Origin of the sequence: Salinibacterium sp. NG22, from assembly GCF_015864925.1 — a bacterium.
Taxonomy (GTDB): Bacteria; Actinomycetota; Actinomycetes; order Actinomycetales; family Microbacteriaceae; genus Rhodoglobus.
The window spans coordinates 519641-539755 of the sequence record NZ_JADYWG010000001.1 but is presented as its reverse complement, the minus strand read 5'-3'; the positions used below and the strand labels follow the sequence as shown (position 1 = coordinate 539755).

The window sequence follows — 20115 nt, the reverse complement described above, 5'->3', positions numbered from 1 at the left end:
CCGGTGGCCTAACGCTGCGGCTCAGCGCGCAATTGTTCACTCAACGTTGCGGATGCGGTAACCATCGCGTCGACCAATAACCGGTCACCACGGGTGTGAGGGTCGATCCATTCGTCGATGGCGTCCTTAGCGACAATGACCGGCATCCGATCGTGGATGTCGGCAAGTGCTCCGGTTGCCGCCTGCGTCAACATTGTGGTCGTCAGATGCCAGCGTGCGGGATCACTCGGGTCGGCTGCGGGGTCTTTCCACCATGAGTAGAGGCCGGCGAAGAAGAGGAGTCCTTGGGGCGGCGCTATGTAATAGGGAACAGGCTTCGGCCCGCTCTTTTGCGTTTCGAAGTACCCGATCGCGGGCAACACGGCACGTTGGTTGATTACGGCGGAGCGAAAAGTAGGTTTCTCGGTCACTGTCTCGCTGCGAGCGTTGAAGGTTGGATACTTTCCGCGCAGTACGGGAGAGAACGGGGGAGTAAGCCACCACTGGGCGAGTGCGGCTCGGGGGATCACCTCTGACTCCGAATCGTCGCGGTCGCTCACCGTCTTGAGCAGGATCGGCACTTGATCGGTCGGCCGCACGATGGGGGTCGCTAGCCAGTCAGCTTGCCACTCCTCAGGTGGTCTACCGGTCGCCGAAACAAATTCGGTGATCATCTGATTCACCGTGTCGTCCATAGCAAATCGACCGCACATATATGGATTTTACGGCTCTTTGTCAGAAAAAGTGAGCTTCTACCCCACGTAGAACAATCGTTCTAAAGGTTAGGATTGATCAGACACCGAGAAGGGGGCCATTGTGTCCGCACAAACAAGCACCGTTGAAATCGTGACTGAACCAGCAGTCTCGCTACGCAACGAGCCCGTGCAAGCACGAAGCACAGCTCGTTTAACCGCACTACTTGATGCAGCTGCATCCATCGTCGACGAGGTCGGCATTGAGCGACTCACCACCGCTATGGTTGCCGAACGCGCGGGAGCGTCGATCGGTACCGTTTACCGTTACTTCCCCGACCGCATCGTTCTGCTTCAGGCTTTGGGTTCGCGCAACTTTGAGCGCGTCATGACTCGCATCACGGATGCGATTAACGACCCAGCCCACACTGACTGGCGTACAGCGCTGAGCACCGCGTTCGAGTCCGTTATTTACACGTACCGCACCGAACCGGGCTTCCGCGGATTGCGCGTAGGAGATCAACTTGACTTGCGCCCGCTGCCGAACGGCCGCACGCACAAGTCGTTGGTTGCTGAGCGCATCGTTGAAGCACTGTCGGCTCGTTTTGGCGTAGAGAACTCTGCGGCAACGCGGTTCACGCTTGAAGCGGCTCTCGAGATGAGTGATGCCCTTGTGGCGCGCGCATTCTTGATGAACCCCCAGGGCGATGACGAATTCATTACGGTGAGCACCTCGTATGTTCGAGGCTTCATTGTGGAGAACATCGGCTGGTAGTTCAGTTCGCTCTCTGCGAATTTGCCTTAGTTATGCCCAATCGGGAATGACAGCGGCGTCGAATACTGTTTAGCTAATAGTGCTGGCAAGTGTCGATCCGCGTAGAGGCGCGAGGAATGAGCCGAAATTATGATTGAATTTCGAGCAGTAACCAAGCGTTTCCCCGATGGGACCGTGGCCGTAGAAGACTTTAATCTCGTGATTCCGTCACGCAAGATTACGGTCTTCGTCGGCTCGTCCGGCAGCGGCAAGACAACGCTGCTGAGAATGATCAACCGCATGGTCGATCCCACGGACGGCGACATCGAGATCGATGGCGTCAGCATCATGAGCAAAGAACCCGTAGCTCTGCGGCGCAGCATTGGCTACGTTATGCAGAACTCCGGGCTTCTTCCGCACTTCAAAGTGATCGATAACGTCACTACGGTGCCCATGCTTAGTGGCGTGCCGAAAAAGAAGGCGCGCGAGCAAGCGCTCGAACTGCTCGATACGGTTGGCCTCGGCCGCGGTTTGGCAGACCGCTACCCGAGTCAGCTTTCAGGTGGGCAACAGCAGCGCGTCGGTGTGGCGCGCGGTCTTGCCGCCGACCCCAACATCCTGTTGATGGATGAGCCCTTCGGCGCGGTTGACCCGATCGTGCGAGCGGAGTTGCAGCAAGAAACTATTCGGCTGCAGCATGAGCTCGATAAAACGATCGTGTTTGTGACGCACGACATCGACGAAGCATTCTTGCTCGGCGATCAGGTTGTCATTCTCGAAAAGGGCGCCAAGATCGCTCAAGTTGGCAGCCCCACCGAAATCATGGCAGCTCCTGCCAGCGATTTTGTGGCCAATTTCATTGGCACCGACCGCGGCAAGCGTGCGCTCACGCTCAAGAAAACCGCGAACGGCACGATTCTTGTCGACAGTGAAGGCCGCGGCGCCGGCGTTCTTGTAGGAGGGTCAGAGCTCGCGTGACCTGGATCATCAATAATCTTGATCTGATCTGGGGCCTCACGCTCGAACACGTTCGGTTGAGTATTTTGCCGATCGTTCTTGGCTTCCTCATTTCGATCCCCCTCGGGTGGCTGGCGTATCGCTTCAAGCTCACTCGGGGCATCCTGCTGACCCTCGCTGGTCTGCTCTATACGATTCCCTCGCTCGCGCTTTTCGTGATCCTTCCACCCTTCTTGGGCATCAGCTTCTTGAGCGAGCTCAACATCACGATCGCGCTCACGCTGTATGCCGTGGCGATCATGGCTCGCTCGGTGGCGGATGCTCTGGCCTCGGTTGACCCTGCAATCCGTCAATCAGCGACCGCCGTCGGGTTCGGCGGCTGGCGTCGTTTCTGGACTGTGGACTTTCCGCTCGCGGGCCCCGTCGTACTCGCCGGCCTCCGTGTCGCCGCGGTGTCGACGGTGAGTCTGGTTACCGTCGGAATCCTGATCGGTGTCGAGAGCCTCGGCTACCTCTTCACTAACGGCTTTCAGCGTCGCATTCTGGAAGAGATCTTCGCTGGCGTGGTCATGACCGTGATCGTCGCATTGCTCATTGACCGTGGGCTTGTGCTTCTTGGGCGGCTGCTCATGCCGTGGGCTTCTGTTTCGAAGAAGAAGTCGCCTGCTCCCGCACTGGAAGGAGCACCCGCGTGAACCTTCTCGCCGAAGCGCTGCAGTGGCTGTTCTCTCCTGAGCGCCTTGAGGGCAGCAACGCCATCCCGTTGCGTCTCGAAGAACACCTTTTTTACACCTCCATTTCCGTGATTATCGCGGCGCTCATTGCAGTGCCGCTCGGCTTCTACATCGGGCACACGGGCAAGGGTCGCGACTTTGCTGTCGGGCTGTCAGGAGCGGCACGAGCGCTACCGTCGTTCGGGCTCATCCTGCTTCTCGTGTTGTTGATCGGCGTAACCTCGGTCCAACTCCAGCTCGCCGCGATCACCGCGTTTGTACTGCTCGCTATTCCCTCGATTTTGGCCGGTGCCTATGCGGGAATTGAGGCGGTAGACCGTCGAGTGATCGATTCTGCTCGTGCAGTCGGCATGACGGAATGGCAGATCCTGTGGAAGGTGGAGGTTCCGCTCGGGCTCCCACTGCTGATCGGTGGGCTCCGCGCCGCAACCCTGCAGGTGGTCGCGACGGCAACTCTCGCGGCCTACGTGGGTCTCGGCGGTCTCGGGATATACATTTTCCGCGGGCTACCGCTTCAGCGCTATGACGAGATGCTGGGCAGCGCACTACTCATTGCGGCGTTAGCGCTCGTGCTCGATGGTGTTTTCGCACTCCTCCAGCAATTCGCGATTCCCCGCGGAGTTTCGGCTGGGCGTGCTAAAGATGTCCGAACGTCGTCACCTCGACGACGTCCGGTGGCAGCAAAAGTTGCCCAAGAAAGAAGAGGATAGAAATGTTCACAGCTAAGAACAAAGGCCGGCTCGCGCTTGGCGCCGCCGCGGTCGGGGTTGCAATTGCCCTGTCAGGGTGTGCAACTAGTGATCCCCTGGACACTGGATCGAGTGATGACAACGCCTCTAGCGACACCATCGTCGTAGGATCGCAGGCTTATTACTCCAACGAAATCATTGCGGAAATCTACTCGCAGGCACTCGAAAACGCCGGCTTTGATGTGGAGCGTCAGTTCCAGATCGGTCAGCGCGACGCCTACCTTCCTGCTCTTGAAAGCGGCGAAGTAGACATCATGCCCGAGTACACGGGAAACCTTCTCCAGTTCTACAGCGCCGACACCACGGCTACCGCTTCAGACGAGGTCTATGCAGAGCTCGCTGGCGCACTTCCTGAGGGTCTCACCGTTCTCGATCAGGCATCTGCCACCGATCAGGACTCCTACAACGTGACTGCTGACTTCGCCGCCGACAACTCGTTGACGACTCTTGCGGATCTCGCGGGTGTCAGTGACCTTCAGCTCGGTGGAAACGCTGAACTCGAAGAGCGTCCCTACGGTCCCGCAGGACTCCAGGACGTGTACGGCGCCACCGTCGGCTTTACGGCCACCGGTGACACCACGGTTGACGCCCTCGTAGCGGGAACGATCAATATGGCCAACGTGTACAGCGCTGACCCGCGCATCCAGACGGAAGGCCTTGTCACTTTGGCCGACCCCGAGGGCCTGTTCTTGGCTTCGAACGTAGTTCCGATCGTCAATGCAGATATCGCTGACTCTGTTGCTGACGTACTCAACGCTGTGAGCGCCAAGCTCACGCCCGAGGGCCTTGTTGCTCTCAACGTGCAGAGCACCGTTGACAAGATGTCGTCCGACGACATCGCTAGCGCATGGTTGAGCGAAAACGGTCTGAGCTAACGCAGGCTAAAAAACAACACACTGCTGGCTAGTCCAGCACCGAGGGGCGGATGCACGTGCATCCGCCCCTCGGTCGTTAACGCCTATTCGCTGTCCTGATGTTCCATGTGACGCTGTTGCGAGCGGTGCAGCAGTTTTTTGGCGATCACGGTGCCGATGGCGAGAACCGCGACGATCGCGACGAAGACGTAGCCCGCGTAGTGGAGTTGATCGAGAAGCTCACGAAAACTGCCTGCCGTGAGCGCGCCGACCGAAACGTAGGCGATCGACCAGATGCTCGTCGCAGGCACGGTCCACGCCATAAAGGTGCGGTAACGCATCGTGCTCATGCCCACTGTTACGGGAATCAGCGAGTGCAGCACGGGAAGAAATCGCGAGATAAAGACGGCAATGCCACCGCGGCGTCCGAGATAACGTTCGGCCTGCACCCAGTGTTGTTCGCCAATGCGTTTACCCAGCCGCGAGTGCCGAATCTTGGGGCCGAAATAGCGTCCGAGAGCAAAACCAACGCTCTCGCCAATGAGGGCTCCCACAATCACGACGGCGATCAGGATGCTCGCCTCGAACACACTGCCTACCGCGCTGCTCGCCACTAACACGACGGTGTCGCCGGGCACCAGAAGGCCAACCAAGATCGAAGTTTCCAACATGATGGCAACGCCAGCCAGAACCGTGCGCAGGACCGGGTCGACCGACTGCACCGTGTCGAGAATGTAGCTCAGCGCATCATTGACCCACTGACTGAAGCCACCAGCGGCAGCGATCGGCTCAGTGTTTAGGGCGAGGTCAACGAGATGCACAGATCGAGCCTAGCGAGCGAAGCCGAAAGCGAACTGGCTAAATTCGCCGAGCCAGAGCGCCAAGCCGCGTGCGCCACTGTTCGAGGCGACCAGGCTTTTCAGCCAGCTCCGGGCCATCGATCCATTTCGAGACAATACGGATGCCGTGCAGGGCATTCACCACCCACACTTCGGTGCCCTCCAGTTCTGCCGGGGTCACTGCTTCTTCGTGAGTATCGAGCCCGAGCGCCCGCGCCAAGGTGAGGACGCTGCGCGCCGTAACGCTATCGATTCGCTCGAATTCTGTCGGTGGGCCGCACAGGATCTCGCCGCGCCACCACAACACAGCGCTATAGGCACCCTCGATGACGTAGCCCTCTTCGGTGAGGAGTATCGCTTCGTCTGCTCCGTGGGCGCGGGCTCCCGCCTGCAACGCTCCCATCGCGTCGATATCGGGGCCCTTCACCGTGGGTTCAGTGCGCGGGTCATCACCCTGAAAGCTCGCAGCCGTGGCGGAACGGCGAAGTTCGGGGTTCGCGCGCAAGCGCAGAAAGAACTCGGCTCCGCGGAGCTCTACACGCGGAAACCACGTGCCAGCGCGGGGGAGAGCGGCGATCGCAGCCGTGAAAAAATTGTCGGCAGTTTCTTGCTGGCTGGCGGGTACGGCATCCAGAAATCGTTGGCGGTGAAGATTGAGGGCGAGCACCGAACCTGACATGACGAGCCACGAATCGGCAACGATCATCGGGGTTGCCGGCACCTCCTGAGGTGAGATCTCGAGGAGTTTGTCGTTCTGCCACCGATATATTGCGTCCGCACTCATAGGCTTAGGTTATGCGCTCTCGCGTCTTGACTGCTGACCTGCCGCGCTGGGTTGATCCCGCGGCGGTGTTTAGCGAACTTATGGCGCAGTGCGCTTCGGATGCTGCTGGCGCAGTCTGGCTCGACAGCGGTGCTGCGGCTCACTCTGGGCGCAGCTATCTCGCTGTGTCGAGCAGAGCCGTGCTGAGCACTGATCTCAACGAACCTGTTTTCGAGTGGATGCGGCGCGAGTTCACCATGCCGGAGGTCGATCACTCCGCCGCCCCCGCTGGCTTCCGTTTGGGCTGGATCGGGTGGCTGGGCTACGAACTGCGCGGCGAATCCCTCGGTGTGCCCATCACGACACCCGCAGCGACCCCGGATGCCGCCTGGTTGTGGGTAGACCGCGTCATTGTTTTTGATCACGGGTCTCAGTCGCTGAGCCTGCTCGCTCTCGGCGAGAGTTGGACGGGAGAGCTCGCGCAGTGGCGCGAGCGTATCGCGGCGCTCGTAGAGGCCGCGTCGACGCGCCCCACAGCTCCAGCCGCGGCGCCGCTAGTAACCTTTGGCTCGGACCCAGCCCCGGCGCCGACTTCAGCGCCCGTGCCCCTCGCCGTCTGGCGCGACTCCGACTCCGAGTATCTCGAAATGATCGCGGCCTGCCAGCGGTCGATCGTTGAGGGCGATGCCTATCAGTTGTGTCTCACGACGAGCGTGCACGTCGACCACGTCGCCGATCCGGTAGCGACGTACCTCGCCTTGAGGCAGGTAAACCCGAGCCATCACGGCGGCTTCCTGCAGGTGGGGGAGACCGCCCTGCTCAGCTCAACGCCCGAACAGTTCTTGGCAATCGATCCCACGGGGCTGATTGAGACGAAGCCCATCAAGGGCACCCGTCGCCGCAGCACCGATCCTGCGGAAGACCAGCGGCTTGCCGCCGAGCTTCTCGCGAGCGACAAAGAACGCGCCGAGAACCTCATGATCGTGGACCTCATGCGCAACGATCTCGGTCGTGTCTGCGAGGTCGGGTCCGTTACGGTGCCGACGCTGTTCGCCGTGGAAAGCTACGCCACTGTGCACCAGCTCGTCAGCACCATCCGGGGTCAATTGCGCTCTGATGTCAGTACCGTCGACGCGATCGAGGCATCCTTCCCGGCGGGATCAATGACGGGCGCCCCCAAACATTCGGCGACCCTCATTCTCGACACTCTCGAGCGTGCTCCGCGCGGCATCTACGCCGGGGTCTTCGGGTATGTGGGGCTCGACGGTGCCGTAGACCTAGCTATGGTCATCCGCTCCATCGTCATGGATGCTCGGGGCTCAACGATCGGCGCCGGCGGAGGTATTACGGCTCTCTCGGTGCCTGACGAAGAGCTCGCCGAGGTCAAGTTGAAGGCGGCAGCACTGCTGCGAGTGCTCGGTGTTCCGGCCGGCTAGGGCCCCGTGCATCCGCTCTCGGCTGTAGTGAACGACCGGTCTACCGTGCGGCTGTGTACTGTGAGAGACGTCAACTCATAGACAATGGAATTGCCCGACACTTTTTGGCCCCCTCGAGCGCGGCCGTGAGTTGGGTAATCTTAGATCTTCCCTGTAACGAATTGAGAGTGTTTACGTGACTGAGCAGCCCAACTTTGCTGGTGCACACGACGACCGCGATGGTGCCTCGGACTACGATGTAGCCGCCATCCACGCCAAGTGGCAAGCCAAGTGGGAAGAGCTCAAGCCGTTCGCGACGAGCGACCCGGACGACAAGCGTCCGCGCAAGTACATTCTTGACATGTTCCCGTACCCCTCGGGCGACCTGCACATGGGCCACGCCGAGGCGTATGCCTTTGGTGACATCGCGGCACGCTACTGGCGTCAGCGCGGTTTCAACGTTCTGCACCCCATCGGCTGGGACTCCTTCGGTCTCCCCGCCGAGAATGCCGCCATCGAGCGCGGTATCGACCCTCGTGGCTGGACGTACGACAACATCGACCAGCAGAAGAAGAGCATGAAGCTCTATGGCGTTTCCTTTGACTGGGATCGCGTTCTGCACACGAGCGACCCCGAGTACTACAAGTGGAACCAGTGGCTGTTCCTCAAGATGTACGAAAAGGGCCTCGCGTACCGCAAGGATTCCTGGGTCAACTGGGACCCGGTAGATCAGACTGTTCTCGCGAACGAGCAGGTTCTGGCTGATGGCACGTCCGAGCGTTCCGGCGCCGTCGTTGTCAAGAAGAAGCTCACGCAGTGGTACTTGAAGATCACCGACTACGCCGACCGTCTGCTCGACGACCTCAACCAGCTTGAGGGCGCATGGCCGTCGAAGGTTCTCACGATGCAGCGCAACTGGATCGGCCGCTCGGTCGGTGCGGATGTCGACTTCGAGATCGAGGGTCGTGACGAGAAGGTCACGGTCTTCACCACGCGCCCCGACACTCTCTACGGTGTGACCTTCTTGGTCGTCGCCCCCGACGGTGACTTGGCGGCTGAACTCGTGGAGACTGCGAGCGATGACGTGAAGGCGTCATTCGCTAGCTACCTCGAGCAGACGCAGAAGCAGACGGAGATTGAGCGCAAGGATGCCGGTCGCGAGAAGACCGGTATTCCTCTCGAGCGCTTTGCCATCAACCCGGTCACGGGCGAACGCATCCCGATTTGGGCTGCCGACTACGTGCTGGCTGATTACGGTCACGGCGCGGTTATGGCAGTGCCTGCCCACGACCAGCGCGACCTTGAGTTTGCGATCAAGTTCGACCTGCCGGTGCGTGTCGTTCTCGACACGAATGCGCCGATCACTGGCCTGATTCCTGTTCTCGAGCTCGACGAAAACGGCATGGCTATCCTCCCGGATGACCTGCCGCCGTTGAACCCGCGCGAGACAGGCAAGTCGCTGCAGGGTGATGGCCGCATGATCAACTCGGGCCCTCTCGATGGTCTGAGCAAGAACAATGCGATCAAGAAGATCGTGGAGCAGCTTGAGGCTGCTGGCACCGGTCGTGCTGCGAAGACGTACCGTTTGCGTGACTGGCTGATCAGCCGCCAGCGTTTCTGGGGAACCCCCATCCCGATCATCCACGGTTCGGATGGCGAGCTGATTCCGGTTCCCTTCGATCAGCTGCCTGTTGAACTGCCGTCGACGGAGGGTCTCGACCTGAAGCCGAAGGGCAAGTCGCCTCTCGCCGCCGCCGAAGACTGGATCAACGTTGAAGACCCGCGCGATGGCAGCCCAGCTCTTCGCGACGCTGACACGATGGACACGTTTGTCGACAGCTCGTGGTACTTCTTGCGGTTCTTGTCGCCGAACGACTCTGAGCAGGCATTCGATCCCGCAGAAGCAGAGAAGTGGGCTCCGGTTGACCAGTATGTCGGTGGCGTTGAGCACGCGATTCTGCACTTGCTGTATTCGCGCTTCATCACCAAGGTGCTGTTCGACCTCGGCTACGTCAGCTTCACTGAGCCCTTCAGCGCGCTGCTGAACCAGGGCATGGTGCTGTCTGAGGGCAAGAAGATGTCGAAGCGCAGCCGCAAGGCTGTCACGTTCTCGGGCGAAATCGCCGAGCACGGTGCCGATGCGCTTCGTTTGACGCTGGCCTTCGCTGGCCCGCCCGAGGAAAACATCAACTGGGAAGATGTGTCGCCCGCGGCGTCGCACAAGTTCCTGGCTCGCGCGTTCCGTGTTGTGCGGGATGTCACGAGTGCCCCCGAGATCGAGTGGAAGACGGGCGACCCGGCCCTGCGTCGCGCCACCCACCGCTTCCTCGCCGATGGCCCCGGTCTCGCCGAGTCACTCAAGTTCAACGTGCTCGTCGCTCGCATCATGGACCTCGTCAACGTGACGCGCAAGACGATCGACACCGGTGCCGGCGGCGGCGACGCAGCCGTGCGTGAAGCAGCCGAAGTTATCACCATCGCGCTGAGCCTCTTCGCGCCTCACACCGCAGAGGAGATGTGGGAGAAGCTCGGCTACGAGCCCACCGTTGCTCTCGCGGGCTGGCGCAAGGCCGACCCGTCGCTCCTCGTTGAGGAATCAGTGACTGCTGTTGTGCAGGTTGATGGCAAGGTTCGTGACCGCCTCGAAGTTTCGCCCAAGATTGCGGGTGCCGACCTCGAAGCTCTTGCCATGGCATCCGAAGCCGTCAAGCGCACCGTCGGTGACCGCGAGATCGTCAAGGTCATCGTGCGCGCTCCCAAGATCGTGAACATCGCGACTCGTCAACAGCCCGCCGACGGCTAAGCCAGGCTTCGAGGGGGAGAATCATGTCGAAAGTTTTCAACTTTTTCGGCCGTGTGTTCGGATTCGTAATGATCATCGGTTTCTTGGTTGGAATGCTTTGGATGTTCGGTTGGCTGACCCCATTGGGGCTCTCCGGGATACTGGGCAGCGACGAGATCCAAGATCTGGAGCGTCCGGAGAAGGAAGCGATTGAGCCGGAGTCGGAAACACCCAGCGACGACAGCGTCGCCACACCGTGGCGGTGTAGTTGGTCTCCCACGATGAACGACGACTGGCATGATGATGTCGTGTGTCAGCGGGGCGCCGAAACGGCCCGACCGCGGCTGCTAACCGACTGGTCATACGTGACCCAAGACGACATGATGCTCGCAGCCCGTGAGTATGAGTCGGTCCTCAACGGCTGAGAGAGGTTTTTGACTTTCACAACGCTCTGTCAGAGTGTCTGCGAAATTGTCGAGATCATTGTGTGGGCGCGGAAGGTCGGGAGTATCGCGACTCGTCAACAACCAGCCGAAGGCTAAGACACTCCACATCCTTTAACTAGGCGCGCTCCGAGCGATCGGGGCGCGTTTAGTTTGTGGGGGTGGAAGAGTTTGAGCAGGCCCGTAAAGCGCGGCTACGGGTGCGCGTTGGCGCTGTCATCGTGGTGGTGCTCGTTGCGCTCGGCTGCGCCGTGCTCGCGACCGCACTCACAGGCAGCCCCACTGCCGTAGAGATTGCGCGCGGTGAACTGGGCTCGGGTGACGACGAGTTCGTGGTGGAATCGCCCGCGCTATTTGTGCACGTTACTGGGGCAGTGGCTCGCCCGGGGCTCTTCGAGCTGGCTGAGGGATCACGCGTGATCGACGCGATCGCTGCCGCTGGGGGTTTCACCGAAGACGCGAAGCGGGATCAACTCAATCTGGCGCGTGTGTTGACTGATGGAGAGCAGTTCGCCGTGCCCGCAGCTGGCGACGAGGCTGCCGCGGCCACGGCATCCGATGGACGAGTCAACCTGAATACCGCGGATGCCGCAGCCCTCGATACGCTGCCTCGTATCGGGCCCGCGATGGCCGCTCGCATTCTGGCGTGGCGTGAGGCAAACGGGCGCTTCACGAGCATCGATGATCTGCGCAACGTCGCCGGAATCGGAGACGCTACCTTCGACGGGTTGCGCGACCTGGTCACGGTATGAATCTCGACCTGCGGCTCAGCCTGCCCGTAGCGGCTGCGTGGCTTGTTGCCGTTGTCGTGATTGGGGTGCCGGGGTGGGCGCCTGCTGTCGCCATCGCATTGTGGCTTGCTGCCGGGGCGCTCATTGCGGGTGCGCTGCTGAGCCAACGGCGTTTTTTCGCGAGCGTCGCCTTGGGATGTGCTCTGGCCGCGTTGTGCTCCACGTCCGTCGCTGTTCATGCTGAGACACGTCAGCCCGAGGCGCTGGGCGAGCTGGCTGCGAAGCACACGACGGTTACTGTCATCGCGACAACCACCTCTGCCGTCAGGGACAGCGCCGACTTCTTTCAGGCAACCATCACCACTCTCGAGGCCGACGGCGAATCAATCCAACTCGAGTCGCCCGCTCTGATCTTCACGGAACGTAGCGGCTTTGGTGGGGTCGATGCCGCGCCTGCTGCACCGAAGCCCGCTCTAGACACATCGGATGGCGACCGCGAACCGTGGGGGATCGGCGTCACATTCACGGTCACGGGTACCTTGGCGAGCACTGCCCCGGGCGATGGGCGGGCAGTGCTGCTCTTCGCTACTGACGCGCCAGAGTGGCGGGCCGATCCTGACTGGCAATTCGACTGGGCGAATCAACTGAGACGCACGTTTGCGACTGCCACCTCGTCGTTGCCGGGTGGTGGTGGGGAACTTCTGGGCGGGCTCGCTATCGGCGATACAAGCGCCGTGAGCGATGATCTGGATGCCGCCATGAAGACAAGCTCGTTGAGTCACCTCACGGCGGTCTCGGGCGCGAACTGCGCAATAGTCGTCGGCCTCATCATGGCGCTCGGGGGAAGACTAGGAGCCCAACGCGTGGTGCGGATCGGGCTCTCGATCCTTGTGCTGCTTGCATTCGTGATTGTTGTCACTCCCGATCCGAGTGTGCTGCGCGCAGCACTCATGGCAACGTTCGTGCTGATCGCGCTCGGCAGCGGCCGGCCGATCCGAGGAATGGCGGTGCTGTCACTCGCGACGATCGCGCTCCTCGTTGTCGACCCATGGCTATCACGCAACTTCGCGTTCGTGCTCTCGGTGTTCGCCACGGCAGGCCTTCTGCTCTTTGCCGAGCCGCTCTCGCAGTCTTTGGGGCGTTGGATGCCGCGGTGGCTGTCACTGGTGATCGCCGTACCGTTGGCCGCCCAGCTGGCCTGCCAGCCCGTGCTGCTCCTGTTGCAGCCCTCGTTGCCCACCTATGGAGTTCTCGCCAACATGTTGGCGGCACCCGCAGCGCCCATCGCTACGGTGGTTGGCCTCGCGGCCTGCGTGGCGCTTTCCGTGATTCCGCTGATCGGATTAGCGCTCATGTGGATTGCGTGGCTTCCCTCCGCCTGGGTCGCGGCGGTGGCGGAGTTCTTTGCAGAAGCGCCGTGGGCCCGCATTCCTTGGTGGGACGGTTGGGTGGGCGTCGTGACGCTCAGCGTCCTGACGGCACTTCTCCTCGCGGCCCTCGTGGCCAGTGGCGTCTGGCGGGCCCACGCGCTGAGGTTGCTCGCGATCGCAACCACGTGTGCGCTTGCTGTCGTGGCGGGCTCAGCCGTGAGCGCCGCCGTGACCTGGCCGAGGGACTGGCAGTTCGCGCAGTGCGATGTCGGGCAGGGAGACGCGGTCGTCGTTCGTAGCGGCGGCACAACGGCACTTATCGACACCGGCGCTGAGCCTGAACTTCTCGAAAGTTGCTTGGAACGGTTATCAATAGACCACATTGACCTGTTGGTATTGACCCATTTCGATCACGACCATGTCGGCGGGACTGAGACAGTCGTAGGGCGGGTAGGCGCTGCCGTGGTTGGTCCGGTCAGTTCACCAGAAGACGAGGCTGTGCTGGAGGCTCTCGCGGCCGCAGGGGCAGCGGTAACGGAGGTTCACGCGGGAGACCGTGGTCAGCTCGGGGAACTGCAGTGGAGCATCTTGTGGCCGACTACGCAACTGTCCGGCATAGAACCCGGAAATGACGCCAGCGTAGTCATCGAGTTTCGTCCGCGACCCGATTGCGTGGAGCAGTGCCTCAGCGCCGTGTTCCTCGGCGACCTTGGCGAGAGTGCTCAAGCGCGACTCACCGCGGCTCAGACATTCAGGCCAGTGGATGTCGTCAAAGTCAGCCATCATGGCTCTGGCGATCAATACCCGGCCCTCTACACCGAGCTAAAGGCCACCCTCGGACTCATCGGAGTCGGAGCGGAGAACGGCTACGGGCATCCAACCGCTGATGCCCTCGCCATGCTCGACGATGCAGGCACCGCGGTGGCGCGGAGCGATCTCAGCGGACTGGTTTTAGTGTCACCTACCAGGCGCGCTGGAGTGGTTTCTTTGTGGTCTGAACGGGGAGCAGCCGTTTCACACTAGCGATGGTCGGCGCATGGCTGCTCCAGGAATCGTGGCGGCGCACCCGCACTACTAAGCTGGAGGATGTTTTGGGGCGGCAGTGGGTGGCGCTCACACATCAAGGCTAGGAATCTGTGCGTGGGAGAAAAACGAAAAGCCAGCGAGCGCGTGTATCTCGTTCATATCGCGGCAGCAACGCTTCTTGTGTTTCTTGCCGGGGTTCTTTCCGCGATAACTGTCCCGTTTTTTGGAGGGCCAGATGAGAAAAACCACTACAACTCCGTAGTTCGCGTGGTCGACGGTGGCGGTTGGCCGCTTCCGTACACGGCTCGGGTGATGCCGGCAGTTGATCTTGCGTGGCTCGAGTCTGGTCGCGCCTTAGGAAGTGCTCCTGACTTCGATCAGGTCCCTCTTGCGCAGGACCGTTCTAACGTTCTTGCGGAACCTGATTTTGTCCTGTCGTCGGCAGAGATCGACAACATGGTCCAGCATCCTCCGGCCTACTACTTTCTTACGGCGGGCGTTGTAGCGATGACCGACCTTGATAGTTTGAGGTGGGATCAAGCTATTCTGCTGATGAGAATCTTCTCTGCTTTCCTCGTCAGTTTGTCGGTGCCAGCGATTGCAGGAACTGTTCGACTGATAACTGGCTCCCGCTCGCTAGGCGCTGTCGGGGGCTATGCATTGCTGTCGATCCCCTTCTTCACGGGTTTTGGGGGGCTTGTTTCGAACGACACGCTCTTGGTACCGACGATCAGCGGTGCGCTATACCTGCTCGTTCGAGCGTGGAAGACGAGCGCGAAACCCTATGGCCTCTTAGCCGGAGCGGGCGTCTTGTTGGGAGTGGCTCTTCTCACTAAAGGGTTCGCGCTTTTCGCGATTCCGCTGTTTGTCTGGCTTTCGTTTCTCGCCGCGTTCTCGAAGAAACCGACGAAGACACAGGGCGCCGTTGTCGCTTTGATCGCGCCATCTATTGCGGCGCTCATGGGTGGATGGTGGTGGATACGAAATCTCATACTGCTCGGATCCGTGCAGCCCAGCGTGTCGGGTAGCCTCCGAATTCCACTCGACGATCCCCTCGAGAACATCAACATGTTTAGCTACGTTGGTAACTTTTGGTTGCGATTCAACTCGCTATTTTGGGCCCGCGGTATTCGTCCAGTTGACGGAGGAAATGAGCTTCCCGCTGTGATTCTGGGGTGCGCTGGCGTGGCCTTCATGATCGCGTTTGTTGTGGTGGCGCTGTACTCGCGCAACCGGGGAATCACGCTACTGCTCTTCTTGTTTCCCGCAATTATTGTCGCGACTCTCTTCGCTAACTCCTACACCGTTTACGAGACGTATGGCGTAGCGGAAAGAGGCGTCCAAGGTCGTTACGTATTCGCGGGCATCGTGGCCTACTCAATGGTGTTCGCGGGGTTTGTCGGCATTCTGGGGAGAAAATTGTCGCTTCAGAAGAGGAATCGACTCTTCGTGTCCGTTGTCGCTGGAAGCGCAGCGATCGCCTGGGCAAACATTGCGTGGTTGTTGATTAGTGCGTGGCCGAATGGGTACTCGCCAGCATTGCCGGGGCTGGAAGCTGTGACGCACTACTTCGGCATTCCTCTGTTCGTCTATATTGCGCTGACCGGCTCGGCCCTCGCTATCCTCGTCGGCGCGTACATCGCGCATTCTTCGCTCGCGAAGCCCGACGGTTTCGCGGCGGATCTCACTGACATTCGTAGTCAATCGACTAATTCCATAGCTCAGCCGGGTTCGATTGACAGCACTGTGAGTGCAGAAGGGCACGGAAAAGCCCCGATGTAGGTGCCCGGCATTAGGCTGGGTTTGCAGTTCTAATTGAGGAGTCTTGTGGCCGCCAGAACCCCCGCCCGATCGCCGGCAAAGTCTAAAGTCGCGATCCCGCAATTGGCGTGGAACAAGGTGCGCCCAGCTCCCATTGTGCTTGTTAGCGGCACCGAAGGTTTCTTGGCCGACCGTGCCATCCGCATGCTGCGCGACACCCTCAAAGTCGAAGACCCCAGCCTCGAGGTCAACGACCTAGAGGCAGACCATTACGGTCCCGGCGAGCTCATCAGTCTCGCGAGCCCGTCACTGTTCAGTGAGCCCCGGATGATTCGGGTGACCAACGTCGAGAAGTGCACAGATGCTTTCATCACCGAAACACTGTCCTACCTCGAAGCGCCGGCCGACGACACCTATCTAGTGCTTCGTCATGCCGGGGGAGTGCGCGGCAAGAAGCTGCTCGACGCAATCCGGGCGGGCAAAGGCGGTGGCATCGAAGTCACGTGCCTCGAGCTCAAAAAGGATGCCGAGAAATACGATTTCGCGTCCGCCGAGTTCGCAGCACAGCGTCGACGGGTTACCCCCGGAGCGCTCCGAACGCTCGTCTCCGCCTTTTCAGCTGACCTCGCGGAGCTCGCCGCAGCCTGTCAGCAGCTACTCGCCGACGACGCCGATGAAATCAACGAAGCAACAGTCGCCCGCTATTACTCGGGGCGAGTTGAAACGAGCGCGTTCAAGGTCGCCGATTCCGCGATCGCCGGGCGTTCTGGAGAAGCTCTCGTGCTTCTGCGTCACGCGCTAGCTTCAGGCGCCGACCCGGTACCCATCGTTGCCGCGTTTGCTTCGAAACTGCGCACCATGGCCAAACTTTCCGGAGGATCAATGTCTTCCGGCCAGGCCGCCAAGATGTTCGGAATGGCCCCCTGGCAAGCCGATCGGGCGATGAAAGATCTGCGGGGCTGGAGCGATGCGGGGCTGGGCTCCGCCATTGAGGCAATTGCCGATACGGATGCTCAGGTGAAAGGTTTGGGGCGCGACCCTGTCTTTGCGCTGGAACGCATGATCTCTGTGGTGGCCGCGCGCGGCATCCACTAGACCGACGGAGCCGCGACGCCGCGACACCGCGTCATCGCAGCATTTCAACGTCGCGCTTAACCACGAAAGCCCCTCACCGCGAACGATGAGGGGCTTTCGTGTGTTCGGCGTACTGCCGATCAGAGGTCTTTAGAGTGCTGCAACCTGCTTGGCCATTGCCGACTTGCGGTTGGCTGCCTGGTTCTTGTGTACGACGCCCTTGCCGGCTGCCTTGTCGAGTGACTTGGAAGCGAGCTTCAGGTTCGCGAGAGCGGCGTCTTTGTCGCCGGCCTTGATCGCTGCGCGCGTTGCGCGAATAGCGGTCTTGACTTGGCTCTTGACCTGGCGGTTGCGGTCTTGTGCCTTCTTGTTGGTACCAATGCGCTTGATCTGCGACTTAATATTTGCCACGTGTATGTGCTTTCTTGTTTGTGGATCAGAGATGGTGGGCGGCCGTGGAAGAGAATCGACGTTCTGATTCCCGGCCGCGATGCGCATACTGTTCGACGAAGAACCTTATGCATAAGCCAACAGGCAACATTACCAGCGCGGTGGAGCTATGGCAATTGCAGAGCAAACCTGCGCGGTGTGCTTGTCGGCTTGTTACAGACTACTGACCATGAGCGCCTCACGTTCTGTGCCACGCCTGAGTCCCCGAAGTGCACCGCAGCACTGCCAGTCTGTCCGGAGCCTCGGCTGCCGAGCATCCGGTCGTCCCTCCCTGTTTTTCGGGGGTTACCCCGCTACCCGGTCCGGTTCAGTTTTTCTATCGTGGAGGTATGACTTCAAACGCTTCTTCCACTGTCGTAGTTCCCGAATCCGCAGCAGCGGAGGCTCCCACCTTTGATGCGCGTGCCGAGCTGGCGGCTGGCCCTGATGGGGCGAGCGATGCGTCGGCCGATCCTGCAACCGAATCACAGCTTCCGTCGACGTCACCGCAGCCGGCAGCATCCACTCCCGTGGGGAAGTCGAGTGCTCGCACGATGAGCATCCTCGCTCTCAGCCTCGGTATTGCGTCGGTCTTTTTTGCGCAGACCATCGTGGTGCCTTTGGCTGCCGTGATTCTGGGCGTTTTCGGCCTGCGAGATGAACCAACCGGGCGCGGTTTCTCTATCTGGGGCATTGTCTTGGCGTGTGTAGCAACGTTCGGCTGGGTCTTTATTGTTATTGCCGGCGCCCTGATTTCCTTGCCCTTTATCCTTCTCGGCGCCGCACTTTAGGCGAATCGCAGTCCAGCCCGCACCGGTAACGGCGCGGGCTTTGGCCTGTCGCAGCGGTGGGTGCGCGCAGGATCGTCGGCTTCATGGGAGAATTGGGCGGATGTCTCCTCGCGCCTCTTACACACTTGAGCCTGCTTCGACCGATCCTGCGTTTATCCGCAACTTTTGCATCATCGCGCATATCGATCACGGCAAGTCCACCCTCGCTGACCGCATGCTGTCGGTCACGGGGGTTGTTAGCGACCGCGATATGCGGGCGCAGTACCTCGACCGCATGGATATTGAGCGTGAGCGCGGCATCACCATCAAGAGCCAGGCTGTGCGCATGCCCTGGTCCCTTACCGATGAAAACGGTAAGGAGCAGTCCTACGCGCTCAACATGATTGACACTCCCGGCCACGTTGACTTCACCTACGAGGTCTCGCGTTCGTTGGCGGCCTGTGAGGGCGCAATTCTTTTGGTGGATGCGGCCCAGGGCATCGAAGCTCAGACTCTCGCCAACCTCTACTTGGCGATGGAGAACGACCTCACGATCATCCCCGTGCTCAACAAGATCGACCTTCCGGCGGCTGATCCCGACAAGTATGCCGAAGAAATCGCAGGCCTCATCGGTTGTGACCCCTCGACCGTTCTTCGCGTCTCGGGCAAGACCGGCATGGGTGTTCCGGAGCTTCTCGACGAGGCAACGCGCCTCATCCCGGCCCCGGTCGGTGACCCATCGGCTCCTGCCCGCGCGATGATTTTCGACTCGGTGTACGACGCGTACCGCGGCGTCATCACGTACGTCCGCATGATCGACGGCAAGATGTCACCGCGTGAGAAAGTCATGATGATGTCGACGAAGTCGGCCCATGAGTTGCTCGAGATCGGGGTGAGCTCGCCCGAACCGACCCCGACGAAGGGGCTCGGCGTTGGTGAGGTCGGTTATCTCATTACCGGTGTGAAGGATGTTCGCCTGAGTAAGGTCGGCGACACGGTCACGAACTTTGCCAAGCCGTCGACGCAGCCGCTTAAGGGTTACTCCGAGCCGAAGCCGATGGTTTTCTCGGGTCTGTACCCGATCGATGGTTCCGATTACCCGGTGCTGCGTGAGGCTCTCGACAAGCTCAAGCTCTCGGATGCTGCGCTGGTTTACGAACCCGAAACGTCTGTGGCGTTGGGCTTTGGTTTCCGTTGTGGGTTCCTCGGCCTGCTGCACTTGGAGATTGTGCGCGAGCGTCTTGAGCGTGAGTTCAATCTCGACATGATCGCTACGGCTCCATCCGTAATTTACGAAGTAATGGGCGACGACAAGAAGTTCACGACTGTCACGAACCCGAGCGAGTTCCCTGGCGGCAAGATCGCGAGCGTTTCTGAGCCGATGGTGAAGGCATCCATTCTGACGCCGAAAGACTTCGTCGGAACGGTCATGGAACTCTGCCAGTCGCGTCGAGGCACCATGCAGGGCATGGAATACGTCGGCACCGATCGCGTTGAGCTGCACTACACGATGCCGCTTGGCGAGATCGTGTTCGACTTCTTCGATCACCTCAAGAGCCGCACTCAGGGCTATGCGAGCCTCGACTATGAGCCCAGCGGCGACCAGGAAGCTGACCTGGTGAAGGTAGACATTCTTCTTCAGGGCGAAGCGGTTGACGCGTTTAGCGCGATCGTGCACCGCGATAAGGCGTATGCCTACGGCGTGCTGATGACTGAGCGTTTGAAGAATTTGATTCCGCGCCAGCAATTCGAGGTGCCAATTCAGGCCGCGATTGGTGCACGCATCATCGCCCGTGAGTCGATCCGCGCGATGCGCAAAGACGTTCTCGCCAAGTGCTACGGCGGTGACATTAGCCGTAAGCGTAAACTCCTTGAGAAGCAGAAGGAGGGCAAGAAGCGCATGAAGATGGTCGGTCGTGTCGAAGTTCCGCAGTCTGCCTTTATTGCTGCGCTTTCCGGTGAAGTCGAAGCCGGGAAAGAGAAGAAGTAGACC

General features: G+C 60.4%; 18 protein-coding genes. 14 read left to right on the top strand and 4 right to left on the bottom strand.

The features are described from left to right. Nucleotides 1–8: 8 nt before the first annotated feature. Nucleotides 9–692: an SOS response-associated peptidase gene (locus I6E81_RS02615; protein ID WP_197105855.1), complete on the bottom strand. Its 684-nt coding sequence runs from the start codon at nt 690–692 to the stop codon at nt 9–11. A 103-nt stretch (nt 693–795) separates the two neighbouring features. Here I6E81_RS02615 and I6E81_RS14585 point away from each other — a divergent pair, with 103 nt between their 5' ends. From I6E81_RS14585 to I6E81_RS02590, 5 genes are all read left to right on the top strand, one after another. Further along, complete coding sequence (locus tag I6E81_RS14585; protein WP_197105854.1) at nt 796–1446, top strand: TetR/AcrR family transcriptional regulator; 651 nt, start codon at nt 796–798, stop codon at nt 1444–1446. Between the two features lie 129 nt (nt 1447–1575). Continuing rightward, nucleotides 1576–2403 carry an ABC transporter ATP-binding protein gene (locus I6E81_RS02605; RefSeq protein ID WP_197105853.1) on the top strand — a complete coding sequence of 276 codons (828 nt, stop codon included), beginning with the start codon at nt 1576–1578 and terminating at the stop codon, nt 2401–2403. Then, nucleotides 2400–3077, top strand: a complete 678-nt coding sequence (locus I6E81_RS02600; RefSeq protein ID WP_197105852.1) for an ABC transporter permease — start codon at nt 2400–2402, stop codon at nt 3075–3077. The genes I6E81_RS02605 and I6E81_RS02600 overlap by 4 nt, the downstream gene beginning before the upstream one ends. Then, on the top strand, nt 3074–3826 hold the full coding sequence (locus tag I6E81_RS02595; protein ID WP_197105851.1) for an ABC transporter permease: 753 nt from the start codon (nt 3074–3076) through the stop codon (nt 3824–3826). Before I6E81_RS02600 ends, I6E81_RS02595 begins: the two co-directional genes overlap by 4 nt. A gap of 2 nt (nt 3827–3828) precedes the next feature. Beyond that, nucleotides 3829–4740: an ABC transporter substrate-binding protein gene (locus I6E81_RS02590; RefSeq protein ID WP_197105850.1), complete on the top strand. Its 912-nt coding sequence runs from the start codon at nt 3829–3831 to the stop codon at nt 4738–4740. Nucleotides 4741–4823: 83 nt separating this feature from the next. Here I6E81_RS02590 and I6E81_RS02585 read toward each other — a convergent pair whose 3' ends face one another. Together I6E81_RS02585 and I6E81_RS02580 are read right to left on the bottom strand one after the other, a co-directional pair. After that, nucleotides 4824–5504, bottom strand: coding sequence for a DedA family protein (locus I6E81_RS02585; RefSeq protein WP_197107131.1), 681 nt, complete (start codon nt 5502–5504; stop codon nt 4824–4826). Nucleotides 5505–5577: 73 nt separating this feature from the next. Next, the gene (locus I6E81_RS02580; protein ID WP_197105849.1) at nt 5578–6342 is read right to left on the bottom strand and encodes an aminotransferase class IV; all 765 of its coding nucleotides are present in this window, start codon (nt 6340–6342) and stop codon (nt 5578–5580) included. Between the two features lie 11 nt (nt 6343–6353). On the opposite strand from I6E81_RS02580, the gene I6E81_RS02575 reads away from it, so the two are divergent. From I6E81_RS02575 to holA, 7 genes are all read left to right on the top strand, one after another. Beyond that, the gene (locus I6E81_RS02575; protein WP_197105848.1) at nt 6354–7757 is read left to right on the top strand and encodes an anthranilate synthase component I family protein; all 1404 of its coding nucleotides are present in this window, start codon (nt 6354–6356) and stop codon (nt 7755–7757) included. A gap of 175 nt (nt 7758–7932) precedes the next feature. Further along, a complete protein-coding gene (gene leuS / locus I6E81_RS02570) occupies nt 7933–10539 on the top strand; it encodes a leucine--tRNA ligase (protein WP_197105847.1) in 2607 nt (868 codons plus the stop codon). Nucleotides 10540–10562: 23 nt separating this feature from the next. Continuing rightward, nucleotides 10563–10943 carry a hypothetical protein gene (locus I6E81_RS02565; protein WP_197105846.1) on the top strand — a complete coding sequence of 127 codons (381 nt, stop codon included), beginning with the start codon at nt 10563–10565 and terminating at the stop codon, nt 10941–10943. Between the two features lie 179 nt (nt 10944–11122). After that, nucleotides 11123–11713 (top strand): ComEA family DNA-binding protein, encoded by a 591-nt coding sequence (locus I6E81_RS02560; RefSeq protein ID WP_307784083.1) that lies wholly within the window; start codon nt 11123–11125, stop codon nt 11711–11713. After that, nucleotides 11710–14085 (top strand): ComEC/Rec2 family competence protein, encoded by a 2376-nt coding sequence (locus I6E81_RS02555; protein ID WP_197105845.1) that lies wholly within the window; start codon nt 11710–11712, stop codon nt 14083–14085. The genes I6E81_RS02560 and I6E81_RS02555 overlap by 4 nt, the downstream gene beginning before the upstream one ends. Before the next feature lie 117 nt (nt 14086–14202). After that, the gene (locus I6E81_RS02550) at nt 14203–15870 is read left to right on the top strand and encodes a DUF2142 domain-containing protein (protein ID WP_197105844.1); all 1668 of its coding nucleotides are present in this window, start codon (nt 14203–14205) and stop codon (nt 15868–15870) included. Nucleotides 15871–15915: 45 nt separating this feature from the next. Then, nucleotides 15916–16944, top strand: coding sequence for a DNA polymerase III subunit delta (gene holA, locus I6E81_RS02545; protein ID WP_197105843.1), 1029 nt, complete (start codon nt 15916–15918; stop codon nt 16942–16944). Between the two features lie 129 nt (nt 16945–17073). Here holA and rpsT read toward each other — a convergent pair whose 3' ends face one another. Further along, the gene (gene rpsT, locus I6E81_RS02540; protein ID WP_197105842.1) at nt 17074–17334 is read right to left on the bottom strand and encodes a 30S ribosomal protein S20; all 261 of its coding nucleotides are present in this window, start codon (nt 17332–17334) and stop codon (nt 17074–17076) included. Between the two features lie 368 nt (nt 17335–17702). Here rpsT and I6E81_RS02535 point away from each other — a divergent pair, with 368 nt between their 5' ends. Both I6E81_RS02535 and lepA read left to right on the top strand, forming a co-directional pair. Further along, nucleotides 17703–18143, top strand: a complete 441-nt coding sequence (locus I6E81_RS02535) for a DUF4190 domain-containing protein (protein WP_197105841.1) — start codon at nt 17703–17705, stop codon at nt 18141–18143. Nucleotides 18144–18243: 100 nt separating this feature from the next. Beyond that, nucleotides 18244–20112 (top strand): translation elongation factor 4, encoded by a 1869-nt coding sequence (gene lepA, locus I6E81_RS02530; RefSeq protein WP_197105840.1) that lies wholly within the window; start codon nt 18244–18246, stop codon nt 20110–20112. The last annotated feature ends 3 nt before the right edge of the window (nt 20113–20115 follow it).